General features: G+C 67.6%; 19 protein-coding genes. 13 read left to right on the top strand and 6 right to left on the bottom strand.

What is annotated here, in order from left to right:
- Positions 1 to 6: 6 nt before the first annotated feature.
- The 4 genes from E2E30_RS01375 to E2E30_RS01360 all read right to left on the bottom strand — a co-directional run bounded on the left by E2E30_RS01375 (position 7) and on the right by E2E30_RS01360 (position 4,085).
- On the bottom strand, positions 7 to 933 hold the full coding sequence (locus E2E30_RS01375) for an ABC transporter ATP-binding protein (protein ID WP_133186534.1): 927 nt from the start codon (positions 931 to 933) through the stop codon (positions 7 to 9).
- Positions 934 to 1,118: 185 nt separating this feature from the next.
- Positions 1,119 to 1,850: a DsbA family protein gene (locus E2E30_RS01370; RefSeq protein ID WP_133186532.1), complete on the bottom strand. Its 732-nt coding sequence runs from the start codon at positions 1,848 to 1,850 to the stop codon at positions 1,119 to 1,121.
- Positions 1,850 to 3,205 carry a M48 family metalloprotease gene (locus E2E30_RS01365; protein ID WP_133186530.1) on the bottom strand — a complete coding sequence of 452 codons (1,356 nt, stop codon included), beginning with the start codon at positions 3,203 to 3,205 and terminating at the stop codon, positions 1,850 to 1,852. The genes E2E30_RS01370 and E2E30_RS01365 overlap by 1 nt, the downstream gene beginning before the upstream one ends.
- A 64-nt stretch (positions 3,206 to 3,269) precedes the next feature.
- The gene (locus E2E30_RS01360) at positions 3,270 to 4,085 is read right to left on the bottom strand and encodes an LD-carboxypeptidase (RefSeq protein WP_133186528.1); all 816 of its coding nucleotides are present in this window, start codon (positions 4,083 to 4,085) and stop codon (positions 3,270 to 3,272) included.
- Positions 4,086 to 4,131: 46 nt separating this feature from the next.
- On the opposite strand from E2E30_RS01360, the gene E2E30_RS01355 reads away from it, so the two are divergent.
- The 13 genes from E2E30_RS01355 to E2E30_RS01295 all read left to right on the top strand — a co-directional run bounded on the left by E2E30_RS01355 (position 4,132) and on the right by E2E30_RS01295 (position 13,509).
- Entirely contained in the window at positions 4,132 to 5,541 is a 1,410-nt protein-coding gene (locus E2E30_RS01355; RefSeq protein ID WP_133186526.1) for a glutamate ligase domain-containing protein, read from the top strand.
- A gap of 18 nt (positions 5,542 to 5,559) precedes the next feature.
- Positions 5,560 to 5,814: a DUF6356 family protein gene (locus E2E30_RS01350; protein ID WP_133186524.1), complete on the top strand. Its 255-nt coding sequence runs from the start codon at positions 5,560 to 5,562 to the stop codon at positions 5,812 to 5,814.
- Positions 5,815 to 6,004: 190 nt separating this feature from the next.
- Positions 6,005 to 7,624, top strand: a complete 1,620-nt coding sequence (locus tag E2E30_RS01345) for an NAD(P)/FAD-dependent oxidoreductase (RefSeq protein WP_133191874.1) — start codon at positions 6,005 to 6,007, stop codon at positions 7,622 to 7,624.
- Between the two features lie 222 nt (positions 7,625 to 7,846).
- On the top strand, positions 7,847 to 8,254 hold the full coding sequence (locus E2E30_RS01340; protein WP_133186522.1) for a hypothetical protein: 408 nt from the start codon (positions 7,847 to 7,849) through the stop codon (positions 8,252 to 8,254).
- Positions 8,251 to 8,670, top strand: a complete 420-nt coding sequence (locus E2E30_RS01335; RefSeq protein WP_133186520.1) for a hypothetical protein — start codon at positions 8,251 to 8,253, stop codon at positions 8,668 to 8,670. Before E2E30_RS01340 ends, E2E30_RS01335 begins: the two co-directional genes overlap by 4 nt.
- Positions 8,667 to 8,876 carry a helix-turn-helix transcriptional regulator gene (locus E2E30_RS01330; protein ID WP_133186518.1) on the top strand — a complete coding sequence of 70 codons (210 nt, stop codon included), beginning with the start codon at positions 8,667 to 8,669 and terminating at the stop codon, positions 8,874 to 8,876. Before E2E30_RS01335 ends, E2E30_RS01330 begins: the two co-directional genes overlap by 4 nt.
- Positions 8,873 to 9,784 (top strand): alpha/beta fold hydrolase, encoded by a 912-nt coding sequence (locus E2E30_RS01325; RefSeq protein ID WP_240699007.1) that lies wholly within the window; start codon positions 8,873 to 8,875, stop codon positions 9,782 to 9,784. The genes E2E30_RS01330 and E2E30_RS01325 overlap by 4 nt, the downstream gene beginning before the upstream one ends.
- Positions 9,785 to 9,962: 178 nt before the next feature.
- Positions 9,963 to 10,700: an alpha/beta hydrolase family protein gene (locus tag E2E30_RS01320; RefSeq protein WP_133186516.1), complete on the top strand. Its 738-nt coding sequence runs from the start codon at positions 9,963 to 9,965 to the stop codon at positions 10,698 to 10,700.
- Complete coding sequence (locus tag E2E30_RS01315; RefSeq protein ID WP_133186514.1) at positions 10,697 to 11,455, top strand: tetratricopeptide repeat protein; 759 nt, start codon at positions 10,697 to 10,699, stop codon at positions 11,453 to 11,455. Before E2E30_RS01320 ends, E2E30_RS01315 begins: the two co-directional genes overlap by 4 nt.
- Before the next feature lie 76 nt (positions 11,456 to 11,531).
- Positions 11,532 to 11,948 (top strand): VOC family protein, encoded by a 417-nt coding sequence (locus tag E2E30_RS01310; protein ID WP_133186512.1) that lies wholly within the window; start codon positions 11,532 to 11,534, stop codon positions 11,946 to 11,948.
- Positions 11,948 to 12,676 carry a hydroxyacylglutathione hydrolase gene (gene gloB / locus E2E30_RS01305; RefSeq protein WP_133186510.1) on the top strand — a complete coding sequence of 243 codons (729 nt, stop codon included), beginning with the start codon at positions 11,948 to 11,950 and terminating at the stop codon, positions 12,674 to 12,676. Before E2E30_RS01310 ends, gloB begins: the two co-directional genes overlap by 1 nt.
- A 57-nt stretch (positions 12,677 to 12,733) precedes the next feature.
- A complete protein-coding gene (locus tag E2E30_RS01300; RefSeq protein ID WP_133186508.1) occupies positions 12,734 to 13,141 on the top strand; it encodes a hypothetical protein in 408 nt (135 codons plus the stop codon).
- Positions 13,138 to 13,509 carry a hypothetical protein gene (locus E2E30_RS01295; protein WP_133186506.1) on the top strand — a complete coding sequence of 124 codons (372 nt, stop codon included), beginning with the start codon at positions 13,138 to 13,140 and terminating at the stop codon, positions 13,507 to 13,509. The genes E2E30_RS01300 and E2E30_RS01295 overlap by 4 nt, the downstream gene beginning before the upstream one ends.
- Positions 13,510 to 13,704: 195 nt before the next feature.
- Here E2E30_RS01295 and hslU read toward each other — a convergent pair whose 3' ends face one another.
- Together hslU and hslV are read right to left on the bottom strand one after the other, a co-directional pair.
- Positions 13,705 to 15,000 carry an ATP-dependent protease ATPase subunit HslU gene (gene hslU / locus E2E30_RS01290; RefSeq protein WP_133186504.1) on the bottom strand — a complete coding sequence of 432 codons (1,296 nt, stop codon included), beginning with the start codon at positions 14,998 to 15,000 and terminating at the stop codon, positions 13,705 to 13,707.
- Positions 15,001 to 15,096: 96 nt separating this feature from the next.
- The gene (hslV, locus tag E2E30_RS01285) at positions 15,097 to 15,651 is read right to left on the bottom strand and encodes an ATP-dependent protease subunit HslV (protein WP_133186502.1); all 555 of its coding nucleotides are present in this window, start codon (positions 15,649 to 15,651) and stop codon (positions 15,097 to 15,099) included.
- Between the last annotated feature and the right edge of the window lie 60 nt (positions 15,652 to 15,711).

The raw sequence follows: 15,711 nt of genomic DNA, 5'->3' as shown, positions 1-15,711 counted from the left end.
AGGCGCTCATGCCGCGTCCTTCGGTTCGACGAGATCGACGAAAATGTCTTCGAGCGAGCTCTTGTGCGTCTCGAGATCGCGATAGCCGATGCCGAGCGTGCCGAGCTTCGCGAGCAACCCCGGAATGTCCTCATTCTCCGAATCGAAGGTGTAGAGCAATGTCGCGCCCTCATCCTCCAGTGCGAGGTTCCATGCCGCGAGGTCGGCGGGCACTGCGGTCATCGGCGCTTGCAGCGCGATCAGCATCCGCCGCTTGCCGAGCTTCTTCATCAGCGCGGCCTTCTGTTCGACCAAGATGATCCGCCCCTTATCGATCACGCCGACGCGGTCGGCCATCTCCTCGGCCTCCTCGATGTAATGGGTCGTCAGGATGATCGTCGTGCCGGCGGCGCGGAGCTTGTGGACGAGCTTCCACATGTCGCGGCGCAAAGCCACGTCGACGCCTGCAGTCGGCTCGTCGAGGAACAGGATCTCGGGTTCGTGGCTGAGCGCCTTGGCGATCAGCACGCGGCGTTTCATGCCGCCCGACAGCTCGCGGATCTTGGCGTTGCGCTTGTCCCACAGCGACAGGTCGCGCAGCACTTGCTCGATATGCGCGTCGTTCGGGCCCTTGCCGAACAGGCGGCGGCTGAACTTGACGGTGGCGAGCACGGTCTCGAACATGTCGACCGACAGTTCCTGCGGCACGAGGCCGATCGCGCGGCGCGCACTGCGGAAATCCTTCTGCGCGTCATGGCCGAGCACCGTCACGGTCCCCGTGCTGGGGGTGACGATGCCGCAAATGATCGAGATCAGCGTCGTCTTGCCCGCGCCGTTGGGCCCGAGCAACGCGAAGATCTCGCCGCGTGCGATGTCGAGATCGACCGGCTCGAGCGCGCGATGTCCCGAGGCGTAGGTCTTCGACACGCCCGCGATCGATAGAATGGTGTCCATGCTGCCCCCGATTGTTGTCGCGCAGATAGGGCGGTAGCGGGGAGATAACAACCGCTCGGTATGAAAGTCGCGATGCCTATCGCGCCGTCACCCCGGCCTCGTGCCGGGGTCCACTGTGCCGCGCGAACTGCCGCCGGACCGCGCGCCGCACGGTGGACCCCGGCACAAGGCCGGGGTGACGGGTGTTACTTGAGCCCAGCCGCACGCGCTTCGGCGACCGCCTTTTGCAAGTCCTCGAGCGGGAGCGCGGAGGAAACCACCTTGGTGCCGATCACCCAGCTCGGCGTGCCGGTCATGCCGAGCGCGCGTGCGATCGTTGCGTTCGAGGTGATCTCCTGCTCGGCGCGCGGCGCATAGGCCGCGGCGCGCGCGGCATCGACGCCCGCGGTCTTCGCCGCCGCGGCGATGCTCTGCGTGCTGACCGGGCCGCCGGCATAGAGTGCGTCGTGGAACGCCTGGAACTTGCCCTGCTCGGCCGCCGCCAAGCTCATCCGCGCGGCATCGATGCTGCTTTGCGCGAGGATCGGGAAGTCGCGATAGACGATGCGGATCTTCGGGTCGCTCTTGAGCAAAGCCGCGATGGTCGGGAGGCTGGCGCGGCAATAGCCGCAATTGTAATCGAAATATTCGACCACGGTGACATCCGGGTTGGTGCTCCCCGCCCAGGCGCTGCCGACCGGCGTGTAGATCGCGCTGCGGTTCGCCGCGATCGTCTCGGCATGGCCACGGTCGCGCAGCGCGTCCATCGCCGCGGGAAGGATCTCGGGATGCGCCATCAGATAATCGTGCACCATGCCTTCGACGCGTGCGCGCTCCCCCCCGCTCGCCGGAATCAGCCGTTCGAGGCTGGCAAAACCGGCCGCGCCGATCAGCCCCGCGACGAGCGCGAGGGTTATGGAATTCCAGGCCGGGCGCATCAGCGTTTCTTCTTATATTTCTTCGGATTGTCGTCGATTTCGTTCTGCGCGGCGAGCGCGATGTCCTGCGCGCGGATCCAGTCGACGCTGTTGGGGGCGAGCCCTTGCATCGCGCCGCGCGCGCTATACGCGGCGAGCGGGACGTTGCCCGTCAGGCTCGCTTGCTCGGCGCTTGCCAGCATCGCGCGCGGCTGGTCGCCCATCGCCTCGTAGACGGTGCCGAGCTGATACCAGGCGAAGGGATTTTCGTCGTCGCGCGCCACTGCCTGGCGCAGCACCTTGATCGCCTCGGGGTAATTCGCCTTGTCCTCGGTCGCGATCAGCGCGTGGCCGAAGGTCGTCGCGATCAGCGGCGCGTTACGCGACAGCTCGGTCGCCTCGCGCAACGGGGCCAGCGCCTGGACCGGCTTGCCCGCTTCGAGCAGGATCTGGCCCTGGATCTCGAGGAAATAGGGGTCGTGCGGGGCTGCCTTGATCAGCGCAGCGGCCTCGGCATCGGCTTTCTCGGGGTACGCCGATTTGTGCCAGGCATAGGCGCGGGCATAGTGCGCATAGAGGCTCTGATCCTCGTCGGGATAGGTGTTGAGCGTGGTCTTGGGGTCGGCAACATAGCCGAGCAGCTTGGCCTTGATGCGCTTGAACTGTTCCTCGAGCGCCTGGTCGGGCTTCTTGCCATAGGCCGGCGAGGCGATGACGTCGGCAGTCAGGCTGGCGATGCGCTCGCCCGACAGCGGGTGGCTCTGCGCGAACGGATCGATGTTCTTCAGGCCGTACGCATATTCCTCGTTCTGCAGCTTCTTGAAGAAGGTCAGCATGCCCTTGCCGGTGACGCCGGCCTCGCGCAGGAATTTCGCGCCGGTGGCGTCGGCCGTCGATTCCTGGACGCGGCTGAACGCGAGGAACTTGCCCTGCGCCGCGGTCGTGCCGGCCGAGAGGATCCCCGCCCCCGCCTCGGGCGCGCCCGCGGCGATCGCCGCGACACCGAGCACCATGCTGAGGATCGAGACGCCGAGCGCGGGCCGGACACCGGCATCCATTAGCACGACGTGCCCGTCGGCGACATGGCCGAGCTCGTGCGCGATCACGCCCTGGACCTGGTTGGCATTGTCGGCGGCCTGGATCAGCCCCGAGTGGACATAGATCGTCTGCCCGCCCGCGGTGAAGGCGTTGATCGAATCGTCGTTGATCAGGACGACCTTGACGTTCCTCGGCGAGAGCCCCGCCGCCAGGATCAGCGGACGCGACATGTCGTTGAACATCGCTTCGGTCTCGGCATCGCGCAGGATCGATTGCGCTGCCGCCGGTTGCGCCCAGGCGAGGAGGGAGAGCGCGCACGCCGCGAAGAGTCGCTTCATCCGCCCCGTATCGCCGAGATTGGCGGGCGGGGCAACGCCCATGCGGGGCAACGCCCATGCGGCGCTACGCCAGGCCGAACGGGACGACGTGATTGCCCGCCCCATGGCCAATTTCGGCGCGCCCGAGATAGCGCACACCCATCTCACCGCACCAGCGCACGATCATCGTCTCGAGGCTTTCGCCCCAAGGCGGTTCGTTGGCCTGGATATCGGTGACGTTGCCGAGCCGCACGCCCGCCAGCCCCTTCAACTGCGTCGCGTGCGCCATGGTGAAGAGCATCCGGTCGATACGGTAGAGCGGTTCGGACACTTCCTCGATCAGCAGCACGTGATCGGTGAGATCGGGCAGCCACGGCGTGCCTATCAGCGCGGTCAGGATCGCGAGGTTGAACGCGGCAGCGGGGTGTCCGTCGAGCCCGGGTTCGAGCACCGCGCGGTCCTTGGTGGCGAGCCAGCGCAAGCCCCGCGCGAAGGCGAAGCCGCCATCGCTGCGCCGCGCATCGAGAATCATCGGGCCGTGCGCCGGTCGCCCGATCTTGGCGGCATAGAGCGCGCCGAGCAGGAACCCCATGTCGGAGAAACCAAGATAGGTCTTCCGCCGCGCGGCCTCGCCGAGCAGCGGCATGACGGTGTGGAGGATGCGGTCCGAGCCATAGCCGCCGCGCGCGAACCAGATCGCGTCGAACGCAGGATCGTTGGCGATTTCGAGGAACGCCGCCGCGCGCGCCGCGTCGGGGCCGGCGAAATGGCCGTCGGCCAGGAAGCATTGCGGATGGAAGACGAGATCGACCGAAGGCATCGCCACCGCCGCAAGGCCGAGCGCCCGCGAGGCGAGCGCTTCGTCGATCCCCTTGGCGGGTGCCACGATCCCAATTCGCATGTTCAGCTCCGTTGCACTCCGTCGCTGCCCGCGATAGCCCCCGGCCATGAGCAACGGCAAATCATACTTCTTCGCCCCCTATTTCTTCGTAGGCATCGGCGGCAGCGGCATGATGCCGCTCGCGATGATCCTCGCCGGGCGCGGTGCGCGCGTGGCGGGTTCTGACCGTTCGCTCGATCGCGGCGCGCTGCCCGCCAAGTTCGCCGACCTTGCCGCAAAGGGCGTGACGCTGTTCCCGCAGGACGGCTCGGGCGTGACCTCGGCCGAGCAGATCGTCGTCGCTTCGGCCGCTGTGGAAGCCTCGGTGGCCGACATCGTCGCTGCCGAGCGCGTCGGGGCGCAACGGCTCAGCCGGCCCGAACTGCTCGCCTCGCTGTTCAACGCGAGCGCGCTGCCGATCGGCGTTGCCGGGACGAGCGGCAAGTCGACCGTGACGGGGATGATCGGCTGGATCCTCCACGCCTGCGGGCGCGACCCGACCGTGATGAACGGCGCGGTGATGAAGAACTTTGCGAGCCCCGATGCGCCGTTTGCCAGCGCGCTGGTCGGCGCGGGCGAGGCGTTCGTCAGCGAAGTCGATGAGAGCGACGGGTCGATCGCGCTCTATGCGCCGAAGATCGCAGTGCTCAACAATGTCAGCCTCGACCATAAGTCGCTCGAGGAGTTGCGCGCGCTGTTCGGCGAGTTCGCAGGCAAGGCCGAGACGACGGTGCTCAATATCGGCGACAGCGAGACCGCCGCGCTCGCATCGACGCTCGATCGGGCAAAGCTCGTCACCTTCGCGGTCGATGCCAACGCCGACCTGAGCGCGCGCAACCTTGCGCCGGAGCCGTTCGCCATCGGGTTCGATCTGATCGCCGCTGGCGCGACCCACGCGGTCCGGCTCGCCGTTCCGGGGCGGCACAACGTGTCGAACGCGCTCGCGGCGCTTGGCGCGGCGCGCGCAGCCGGTGTGCCGCTTCCCGAAGCCATCGCCGCGATCGCTGGCTTCACCGGCCTCAAGCGCCGCTTCGAGCTGGTCGGGGAGGCTGCCGGTGTCACCGTGCTCGACGATTTCGGGCACAACCCCGACAAGATCGCCGCGACGCTGGCGACGTTGCATGCTTTCCCCGGGCGGCTGCTCGTGCTGTTCCAGCCGCATGGCTATGGGCCGCTCAAGGTGATGCGGACCGAACTGGTCGCGATGTTCCGCGATGCGCTCGGCGGCGACGACCGGCTCGTCTTGCCCGACCCGGTCTATCAGGGCGGCACCGTCGCGCGCGAAGTGACCAGCGCCGACATCGTCGCCGAGATCGGCGCGCGAGCCCATCACCTCGCCGACCGCGCCGATGCCGCCGCGTGGATCGTCGCGCAGGCGCGACCCGGCGACAGGATCGTGGTAATGGGGGCGCGCGACGATACGCTGAGCCAGCTTGCTGCCGACATGTTGCCACAGATTGCCGCTAGACTGCGCTGACCTACAAGGAGCCGCCTTATGTTTCGCCGCCTGTTCCTCGATCACCCCGCCTCGGTCGGCGAGACCTTCGGCGAGCATTTCCTCGTCGCCTCGCGCTTTGGCATGACGATGATCGGCGGCGGGCTTGCCGGCGTGGTGCATGCGTTCCTGCCGTTCGCGTTCAAGACCACCGGCAGCCGCACAGTGATGCGGTTGAACGCGCAGATCGTGGCGAAGCGCGCGGCGGCGAGCGCGGATGAATTGCAGCGCCGCACCGTCGAATATGTGATCTGAACCCTTAATCCTCCCCGGCACGGGGAGGGGGACCGCTCGGCTTCTGCAGCCGAGGGGTGGAGGGGGCGGGCCACGTGCGCTGCGCCCGTTGCCAGCCCCCTCCACCGTTCGCTGAATGCTCACGGTCCCCCTCCCCGTGCCGGGGAGGAACTACATTCCCGAACGCCTCCTTCCCCGCTACAGCGTCGCGATGCTCCGCATCACCGAACTCAAGCTCCCGCTCCACCATGCCGACGAGGAACTGACCGCCGCGATCCGCAATCGCTTGCGGATCACCCCGCGCGACCTCGTCCGCTTCTCGATCGCGCGGCGTGCGCACGATGCGCGGATCAAGAGCGACATCCAGCTCGTCTATTCGGTCGACGTCACGCTCCGCAACGAAGCCCCCGTGCTCGCGCGCTTCAAGAAGGACCGCCACGTCCAGCCGACGCCGAACACGGCGTACAAATTCGTCGCCCAGGCCCCCGCGAATTATAGCGGCCCGCGCCCGGTCGTCATCGGCACCGGCCCGTGCGGCCTGTTCGCCGGGCTGATCCTCGCGCAGATGGGCTACAAGCCGATCATCGTCGATCGCGGCAAGGTCGTGCGCGAACGCACCAAGGATACCTGGGGTCTGTGGCGCAAGAGCGTCCTCAACCCCGAATCGAACGTCCAGTTCGGCGAGGGCGGCGCGGGGACCTTCTCCGACGGCAAGCTCTACAGCCGGATCAAGGACCCGCGGCATCTCGATCGCAAGGTGCTGATCGAATTCGTCAAGGCGGGCGCGCCGCCTGAGATCCTGACCGAGGCGCACCCGCATATCGGCACCTTCCGCCTCGTCACGATGGTCGAGAGCATGCGCGCGACGATCGAAGCGCTCGGCGGCGAATATCGCTTCGAGACGCGTGTCGACGGGATCGACGTGGCGACCGCCGCCGATGGCACGCGGAAAGTGCGCGGGCTGCACCTGCATACGGGCGATTATCTGGAAGCCGAACAGGTCGTGCTCGCGGTCGGCCACAGCGCGCGCGACACCTTTGCGATGCTGCATGACAAGGGCGTCTATCTCGAGGCCAAGCCCTTCTCGATCGGCGTCCGCATCGAGCATCCGCAATCGTGGATCGACGATGCGCGCTTCGGCCCCAATGCCGGCAACCCGATCCTCGGCGCGGCCGATTACGCGCTGTCGCACCACGCCAAGAACGGGCGCACGGCGTACAGCTTCTGCATGTGCCCGGGCGGAACGGTGGTAGCGGCGACATCGGAGGAGGGCCGCGTCGCGACCAACGGCATGAGCCAATATTCGCGCAACGAGCGCAACGCCAATTCGGGGCTCGTCGTCGGGATCGACCCGGCGCGCGATTATCCCGGCGATCCGCTCGCCGGGATAGCATTGCAACGCCATTGGGAATCGCGCGCCTTCGTCGCGGGGGGATCGACCTATGCCGCGCCGGCGCAATTGCTCGGCGATTTCCTTGCCGGGCGCGCCTCGACCAAGCTCGCCAGCGTCGTGCCGTCGTACAAGCCCGGCGTCCACATGACCGACCTCGCGCAATGCCTGCCCGAGTTCGCGGTGACCGCGATGCGCGAGGCGCTCGTCCAGTTCGGCCGCGAGATCCCCGGTTACGACCATCCCGACGCGGTTCTGACCGGCGTCGAGACGCGCACCTCCTCGCCGCTCCGCATCACGCGCGGCGACGATTTCCAGAGCCTCAACACTTCCGGGCTGTTCCCGGCGGGCGAAGGCGCTGGGTACGCCGGGGGGATTCTGTCGGCGGCGGTCGACGGGATCAAGGTGGCTGAGGCCGTCGCGCGGGCGATCGGCGCGTAAGTTCGGGCTGGTTCACTCGCCCCGTCGTCACCCCGGGCTCGTCCCGGGGTCCACCGCGCCGCGCGAGTGGTCGCTGTAGTACGCGCATCCCGGTAGACCCCGGCACAAGGCCGGGGTGACGGAAGAGGTAGACCCGCAGCACAAACCGGATGGAAAGCTCGCTTGACAGACAAGCGACCTTGACTGTAAAGCCTCCTTCACAAACGTGAAAGGGAGCTTTCCATGTCGCGCACCGTTGCCGCCCGCCGCTATCAAGTCCGCACGCTCTGGCTGGCGCTGCTGTACGCCGCCGCGTTGCTTGCCGCGGTCTATGCTTTCAAGCATCACCGCGTCGCCGGCCCCGCCGCTTGGATCGTTGCGGTACTGCCGGCGCTGCCGATCATCGGCGTATTCGTCGCGATCGGGCGCTATCTGTTCGAGGAGCGGGACGAATATCTGCGCATGCTGATGGTCCGCCAGACACTGTGGGCAAGCGGCTTCGCGCTTAGCGCCGCGACCTTGTGGGGCTTCCTCGAGGCGTTCGACCTCGTCGGCCATGTCGAGCCCTATTACGTCGCGGTGCTATGGTTCGGCGGACTGGGTCTGGGCAACTGCGCCGATCGCCTGTTCGGCGCGGACGCCGCGCTGTGAGCCGCCGTATCGACCCGGCCGACCGCGCCTATCTGCGCCGCTTCGTCCCCGCGATGGCACTCTACGCCGTGCTGGTCTGGGTATCGCCCTTCCTGATCCGCGCGCTCCACGCCGAGGGGCCGCTCCTGTGGCTGATCGCTTTGCTCCCCGCGTTCCCGCTCAGCGCGGTGTTCTGGATCATCGGGCGCTATCTGATCGACCTGCGCGACGAATATCGGCGGATGCTCGAAGTGCGCAAGGCGCTGGTCGCGACGGGCTTTGCGATGACGCTCGCGACCGGCTGGGGGTTTCTCGAAGTCTATGCACACGCGCCGCACGTGCCGCTGTTCTTCGTGCCGATCGCATGGTTTGCCGGGCTGGGCCTCGGATCGGCGGTCAACGCCGTGATCGAGCGGCGCGGCGAGGACGCGGCATGATCAACCGCCTCAAGGTGCTCCGCGCCGAGCGCAACTGGAGCCAGGGCGATCTCGCCGAGCGGCTCGACGTATCGCGCCAAAGCGTCAACGCGATCGAGACCGGGCGCTACGATCCCTCGCTCCCGCTCGCCTTCCGCATCGCCGAACTGTTCGAGCTCCCGATCGAAGCGATTTTTGCCAGCCCCTCCAAAGGAGATGTAGCGTGAAGCCTGTCGTCAAAGCCTGCCTCGTTGCCGCGCTCGCGCTGCTTCCCGCCACGCCCGCCCTCGCGGCGCCGCTTGCGGCGACACCCGAGGTGCGGTTGCCGCATATCTCGATCGTGACGATCGGCACGGGCAGCCCGGTGATCCTGATCCCCGGCCTCGCCTCCCCGCGCGCGGTATGGGACGGCGTCGCGCCCGCGCTCGCCGCGAAGCACCGTGTCATCCTGGTGCAGGTCAACGGTTTCGGCGGCGACGATCCGGGGGCCAATCTCCAGCCCGGCGTGCTCGATGGGATCGTCGCAGATCTCGACGGCTATATCGCGGCGGAGAAGCTGCAGAAGGCGCTGGTCGTCGGGCATTCGATGGGCGGGCTGGTCGGCCTGATGCTCGCAAAAGCGCATCCGAGCGACCTGTCGCGATTGATGATCGTCGATTCGCTGCCGTTCTTCGCGGTGATCATGGCCCCGCCCGGGGTCGATCCGACGCCCGCGATGGTCGCGCCGTACGCTGCCAAGATGCGCGACGGGATCGTCGCCAGTTATGGCAAGCCGCTGAGCGACGAAATGGTCGCGGCGCAAACGCGGGGACTCGCGCTCAAGCCCGGCAGCGTCGTCACGATGTCCGCCTGGGCGAAGGCCGCCGATCCGCGCGTCACCGGCGAGGCGATGTACGAGGATCTGACGACCGACCTGCGCCCGTCGCTCGCGACGATCGCGACGCCGATCACGATGCTCTATCCGTGGAATGCGGCGACGTTGCCAAAGGCGAAGGCCGACGCCTTCTATCGCAAGCAATACGCCGCCGCGGCGCATATCGCCTTCGCCGACATTGCCGAGAGTGCGCACATGGTGATGCTCGACCAGCCCGAGGCGTTCAAGACCGCGGTGGTCGCGTTCGTGGAAGCGCAATAACAGGCCAACTCGCTCCTGTTCCCCGGCGCAGGCCGGGGCCCAGCAGCGAAGCGCGAGCCGGTAGAGCGCAGCGCTTCCCTGCAGCTGCCCGCGACTGGGCCCCGGCCTGCGCCGGGGAACGGGAGGCTGAGGAAAGCGCGATTTCCCCTCCCGCGATCTTGCGCTAAGCCCCGGCGCCATGACCGACACGCTCTCCCCCACCCCCGCCCGCCCCGCACTCGCCTATCATCTGACCGAGGGCACCGGCCCGACGATCGTCTTCCTGCCAGGCTATGGCTCGGACATGGAGGGCAGTAAGGCGCTCGCGCTCGAGGCGTGGGCGAAGCGCAAAGGCCGCGCCTATCTGCGCTTCGATTATGGCGGCTGCGGCAGCAGCGAGGGCGACTTCGAGGAACAGACGCTCGCCGGCTGGCGCGACGATGTCGTCGCGATGCTCGACGCAGCCGCAGGCGGCCCCGCGGTGTTGGTCGGATCATCGATGGGCGCCTGGCTGATGCTGCTCGTCGCGCGCGACCATCCCGAAAAGGTGGTGGCGCTCGTCGGGATCGCGGCGGCGCCCGATTTCACCGACTGGGGCTTCACCGTCGAACAGAAGCTCGCGATCCTGTCCGAAGGCCGGCTCGAAAAGGTCGGGCGCTATGCCGACCTGCCGATGGTCTATACCCGCGCCTTCTGGCAATCGGGCGAGGCCAATCGCGTGCTCTTCGCCGGATTGGCGATCGACGTGCCGGTGCGGCTGCTCCACGGCATGGCCGATACCGAAGTGCCCGCCAACCGCTCGATCCATCTGGTCGAGCAGCTCCGTTCAGCCGATGTGCAGCTTACTTTGGTGAAGGGAGGCGACCACCGCCTGTCGCGCGACGCCGACCTCGCGTTGCTCGAGGCGACGCTCGAAAGTGTGATGGCCGATCTATGACCCTGTTGCTGCTCGCTCCCCTTTTGTTCGCGCAAAGCGCCGCGCCGATCGGCCCGCCCGCCCCGCCGCCGTCGCAGCGCTACGAAAAGTGCCTCGATCTGGCGACCAACAACCCGACCTTGGCCGAAGCCGAAGCCGGGCAGTGGCAACTCGCCGGCGGCGGTTTCCTCGCCGGGCAGTGCCTCGGCATGGCCTATGCCAATGAGCAGCGCTGGCCCGCCGCCGCGACCGCGTTCGACGCCGCCGCGCGTGCCGCCGAAAAGGCCGGCGACGGCCGTGCGGTCAATTACTGGGCGCAAGCGGGCAACGCCTGGCTTGCCTCGGGCGATGCGACCAGGGCGCGCGCCGCGCTCGACGCGGCACTCGCGGGCGGCTCGCTGAGCGGGCTGCCGCTGGGCGAAGCGCATCTCGACCGCGCGCGCGCGATGGTTGCCGGGGGCGATCTCGACGGGGCGCGCGACGATCTCGACCGCGCGCTTGCTGAGGTGCCCGAAGACCCGCTCGCGTGGCTGCTCTCGGCGACGCTCGCGCGGCGGCAGAGCCAGATCGTCCGCGCGCAGCACGACATCGCCGAAGCGCTGCGGCGCGGCAGCGACGATCCAGCGGTCCAGCTCGAGGCGGGCAATATCGCGGCGTTCGCGAAGGACGAAGCCGGCGCGCGCGCCGCGTGGCAGCAAGCCGTCACGCTGCGGCCCGACAGCGCCGCCGGAAAGGCCGCCGCCGCCGCATTGCTGCAGTTCACCGCCAAGCCCTGACGCTTTTGGAACGCATCGGGGTGGCATCGCTGCTCGCGCGCGCCTATCTCGGCGCAAAGCACAATGGAGCGCGCCGATGAAATATCTCCACACCATGATCCGCGTCACCGATCCCGACGCGACGATCGCGTTCTTCAAGCTGCTCGGGCTCGAGGAAGTGCGGCGGATGGACAGCGAGAAGGGCCGCTTCACGCTGATCTTCCTCGCCGCCCCCGGCGACCATGACGCGCAGGTCGAGCTGACGCATAATTGGGATCCCGAACCCTATACCGGCGGGCGCAATTTCGGGCATCTCGCCTACCGCGTCGACAATATCTACGAGACGTGCCAGCGGTTGCACGATGGCGGCGTGACGATCAATCGCCCACCCCGCGACGGCCACATGGCGTTCGTCCGCACCCCCGACAACATCTCGATCGAACTGCTCCAGGAAGGCGGCGCGCTGGCGCCGGCCGAGCCGTGGGCGTCGATGCCCAACACCGGCGAATGGTGATGGCAGGCGCGCTCGAGATCGTCCGCATCCCGGCGCTCAGCGACAATTATGTCTGGCTGGTGCACGACCCCGTCTCCGACGAGACCGTGGTGATCGATCCGAGCGACGCCGCCCCCGTGCTTACCGCCGCCAAGGCGCGCGGCTGGACGATCTCGCAGATCTGGAACACGCACTGGCATCCCGATCACACTGGCGGCAATGCCGCGATCAAGGCGCTCGGCGCAGTGGTTAGTGGCCCCGCCGCCGAAGCGGGCAAGATCCCGACGCTCGATTACGGCCTGCGCGAAGGCGATTCGGTGCGCATCGGCACGCATGTCGCGCGGGTGATCGAGACGCCCGGCCACACCGCCGGGCACATCGTGTTCTACATGGCCGACGACGCTGCACTTTTCAGCGGCGACACGCTGTTCGCGATGGGCTGCGGGCGGCTGTTCGAGGGCGATGCCGCGCAGATGTACGGCAATATGCAACGCCTCGCGGCGCTGCCACCCGAGACCATCGTTTATTGCGCGCACGAATATACGCAGTCGAACGGCCGGTATGCCGCCGCTGCCGAGCCCGACAATCAGGCCGTCACCGACCGGATGGCTACGGTTGACGCGCAGCGCGCAGCGGGGGAGCCGACCGTTCCGACGACGATCGCGCTTGAGCTAGCGACCAACCCGTTCCTGCGCGCGACATCGGCCGACCAGCTCGCCGAGCGGCGTGCAGCCAAGGATGCATTCTAGCCGTATCTGCGGTATGACGCGGATGGGGCCGCAAGCGTTTTGAAAAGGACCGATCGCATGTTCCGCTTCATCCTTCCGCTCATCGTGCTGGCTGGCGCGAGCGCCGCGCTGTCCGCCGACTCGAAAGAGTATCGCGCACGTGAAGCGGCGCGCGATCAGATCGAGCTCGACAAGCAGCTTGCCGGCCTCGTGCCGGGCAAGCCGCAAAGCTGCATCGACACCTTCCGGTATCGCGACTCGACGCGCGTCGGCGACAAGATCCTCTACAAGAACGGCCGCAACGACGTGATGGTCAACGATACCGGCGGCGGCTGCTTCGGCCTACGGCGTGGCGATGCGATCATCACCAAGACCTTCGGCAGCCAGTTCTGCCGCGGCGATATCGTGCGGACGGCCGATCTCATCACGAGCACGCCGAGCGGAAGCTGCAGCTTCGGCGACTTCGTCCCCTATCGCAGGCCGTGATCCGCGGGCTGCTGCTGGTGGCGGCGATGGGCGGGGCTACCGCATCGGACGATGCGAAGGATCTCGCCAAGGCGCTTGCGGGCCGGACGCCGGGCAAGCCCGAGACCTGCGTTTCACCCAGCCGCGTCGGCGCGCCGCAAGTTATCGGCGACCACACCTTGCTGTACCGCGACGGCGGCCGGATATGGCGCAACGATTTGCCCGATGGCTGCCCCGGGCTCGACGACGATGCGATCGTCGTTACCGAGGTCTATGGCGGGCAATTGTGCCGCAACGATCAATTCTACACGCTCGAACGCACGGGCAGCACGATCCCTGGGCCGCGCTGTCGGCTGGGGAGCTTCGTGCCGTGGGACAAGCCGCGGTAGGAACCGGGCCGTTTCCAGGGCGAAGCCGCCGCAGCCTCGCTAAAGCGCGCCACTCCAGACCCGTTCGGGCTGAGCTTGTCGAAGCCCCGCCGCACCCCCCCCCCCTTGCGCAAGCGGCGAAGTGCCCTTCGACAGGCTCAGGGCGAACGGGAGGGGCTGCGACAGTGCTGAAGGCGAAGACGATGCCCCGCCTTGTTAGAGCACGAACCGGCTGAGGTCGGTGTTGCGCGCGATGCTCGCCAGATGCGTTTCGACATACGCCGCATCGACTACCACGGTCTCGCCACCGCGATCCTCGGCATTGAAGCTGACATCCTCGAGCAGCTTCTCCATCACCGTCTGCAACCGCCGCGCACCGATATTCTCGATCTCGCCATTCACTTCGGCGGCGATCCGCGCGACGGCACGGATACCGTCCTCGGTGAACTCGACGCCGACGCCCTCGGTCGCGATCAGCGCGACATATTGCTGCGTCAGCGACGCCTTGGTGTCGGAGAGGATCGCAACGAAATCGTCCTCGGTCAGCGCCTTAAGCTCGACGCGAATCGGCAGACGCCCCTGCAGCTCGGGCAACAGGTCGGACGGCTTGGCGACATGGAACGCGCCGCTCGCGATGAAGAGCACGTGATCGGTCTTCATCGGCCCGTATTTGGTTGCAACGGTCGTTCCCTCGATCAGCGGCAGGAGATCGCGCTGCACGCCCTCGCGGCTGACCGATCCGCCGCGCCCGTCGCTCACCGCGATCTTGTCGATCTCGTCGAGGAAGACGATTCCGTTCGCCTCGGCATCGGCGATCGCGGCGCGGCTGAGCTCGTCCTGGTCGAGCCGCTTGTCGGCCTCTTCCTCGACGAGCTTGTCCCAGGCGGCGGGCACGCTCAGCTTGCGGCGCTTGAGCTGGCCACCGCCGAACGCCTTGCCCATCATCTCGGACAGGTTGATCATCTGAGCGCCACCGCCGGGCATTTCGAACGGCATCGCGGGCGCCGCCTCGAGTTCGATCTCGATCTCGGTGTCGCGCAGATGGCCGTCGTGCAGCCGCTGACGGAACGCCTCGCGGGTCGCCTCGCTCGCGCCCTTGCCAGTCAGCGCGTCGAGGAGGCGCGCCATCGCAGCTTCCTCGGCCTTGTCCTTGACCGCACCGCGGCGGCGTTCCTTCTCGAGCCGGATCGCTTCCTCGACCAAGTCGCGCGCAATCTGTTCGACGTCGCGGCCGACATAGCCGACTTCGGTGAACTTGGTCGCCTCGACCTTGATGAACGGCGCGTCGGCGAGCTTGGCCAGCCGGCGGCTGATCTCGGTCTTGCCGCAGCCGGTCGGCCCGATCATCAGGATGTTCTTGGGGCTGACCTCGTCGCGCAGATCGGGTGCGAGCTGCTGGCGGCGCCAGCGGTTGCGCATCGCGACCGCGACCGCGCGCTTGGCGTCGGCCTGGCCGATGATGTGCGCGTCGAGCGCGGCGACGATGGCTTTGGGGGTGAGGTCCTGGTTCATATCTGCTTCCGTCGCCCCGGCGGAGGCCGGGGCCGCTATGGTGCAAGGGCGCGCGCTAGAGCCTAGCGGCCCCGGCCTCCGCCGGGGCGACGCGCATCACGCGCTCGTGTCGAGCCCTTCGACCGTCAGCCGGTCGTTGGTGTAGACGCAGAGTTCGCCCGCTATCGCCATCGCCTTGCGCGCGATCGTCTCGGCATCGGCCTCATAATCCGCCAGCGCGCGCGCTGCGGCGAGCGCGAAATTGCCGCCCGATCCGATCGCGGCGATCCCGGCCTCGGGCTCGAGCACGTCGCCATTGCCCGTCAGGATCAGCGTCACGTCCTTGTCAGCGACGATCATCATCGCCTCGAGGTTGCGCAAATATTTGTCGGTCCGCCAGTCCTTGGCGAGCTCGACCGCGCTGCGCAACAGCTGGCCGTGATGCTGTTCGAGCTTGCGCTCGAGCCGCTCGAACAGCGTGAACGCATCGGCGGTCGCGCCGGCGAAGCCGCCGATCACCGATCCGTCGCCCAGCCGCCGCACCTTCTTCGCATTGGGTTTCATCACCGTCTGGCCCTGCGTCACCTGGCCGTCCCCGGCGACGATGACGCGACCATTCTTGCGCACGGACAGGATCGTGGTGCCGTGCCACACAATTTTGTTCTCGCTCATGGAGGGCGATATGGGATGCGGGGTCGCGCTGTACAATCCGGCTTGCGTCGGCGCGCCCTG

Origin of the sequence: Sphingomonas sp. AAP5 (assembly GCF_004354345.1) — a bacterium.
Classification (GTDB): Bacteria; Pseudomonadota; Alphaproteobacteria; order Sphingomonadales; family Sphingomonadaceae; genus Sphingomonas; species Sphingomonas glacialis.
Note: the sequence above shows the minus strand (reverse complement) of the source record. Positions and strands in the feature narration are given on the sequence as shown.

Bases quoted from the DNA above. Each gene is read 5' to 3' on its own strand.
- E2E30_RS01320 (WP_133186516.1), top strand. From the start codon at position 9,963: ATGACCGACACGCTCTCCCCCACCCCCGCCCGCCCCGCACTCGCCTAT.
- gloB (WP_133186510.1), top strand. From the start codon at position 11,948: ATGGCAGGCGCGCTCGAGATCGTCCGCATCCCGGCGCTCAGCGACAAT.
- E2E30_RS01330 (WP_133186518.1), top strand. From the start codon at position 8,667: ATGATCAACCGCCTCAAGGTGCTCCGCGCCGAGCGCAACTGGAGCCAG.
- E2E30_RS01370 (WP_133186532.1), bottom strand. From the start codon at position 1,850: ATGCGCCCGGCCTGGAATTCCATAACCCTCGCGCTCGTCGCGGGGCTG.
- hslU (WP_133186504.1), bottom strand. From the start codon at position 15,000: ATGAACCAGGACCTCACCCCCAAAGCCATCGTCGCCGCGCTCGACGCG.
- E2E30_RS01310 (WP_133186512.1), top strand. From the start codon at position 11,532: ATGAAATATCTCCACACCATGATCCGCGTCACCGATCCCGACGCGACG.
- E2E30_RS01315 (WP_133186514.1), top strand. From the start codon at position 10,697: ATGACCCTGTTGCTGCTCGCTCCCCTTTTGTTCGCGCAAAGCGCCGCG.
- E2E30_RS01345 (WP_133191874.1), top strand. From the start codon at position 6,005: ATGCTCCGCATCACCGAACTCAAGCTCCCGCTCCACCATGCCGACGAG.
- E2E30_RS01365 (WP_133186530.1), bottom strand. From the start codon at position 3,205: ATGAAGCGACTCTTCGCGGCGTGCGCGCTCTCCCTCCTCGCCTGGGCG.
- E2E30_RS01360 (WP_133186528.1), bottom strand. From the start codon at position 4,085: ATGCGAATTGGGATCGTGGCACCCGCCAAGGGGATCGACGAAGCGCTC.
- E2E30_RS01340 (WP_133186522.1), top strand. From the start codon at position 7,847: ATGTCGCGCACCGTTGCCGCCCGCCGCTATCAAGTCCGCACGCTCTGG.
- E2E30_RS01375 (WP_133186534.1), bottom strand. From the start codon at position 933: ATGGACACCATTCTATCGATCGCGGGCGTGTCGAAGACCTACGCCTCG.
- E2E30_RS01350 (WP_133186524.1), top strand. From the start codon at position 5,560: ATGTTTCGCCGCCTGTTCCTCGATCACCCCGCCTCGGTCGGCGAGACC.
- E2E30_RS01300 (WP_133186508.1), top strand. From the start codon at position 12,734: ATGTTCCGCTTCATCCTTCCGCTCATCGTGCTGGCTGGCGCGAGCGCC.
- hslV (WP_133186502.1), bottom strand. From the start codon at position 15,651: ATGAGCGAGAACAAAATTGTGTGGCACGGCACCACGATCCTGTCCGTG.
- E2E30_RS01355 (WP_133186526.1), top strand. From the start codon at position 4,132: ATGAGCAACGGCAAATCATACTTCTTCGCCCCCTATTTCTTCGTAGGC.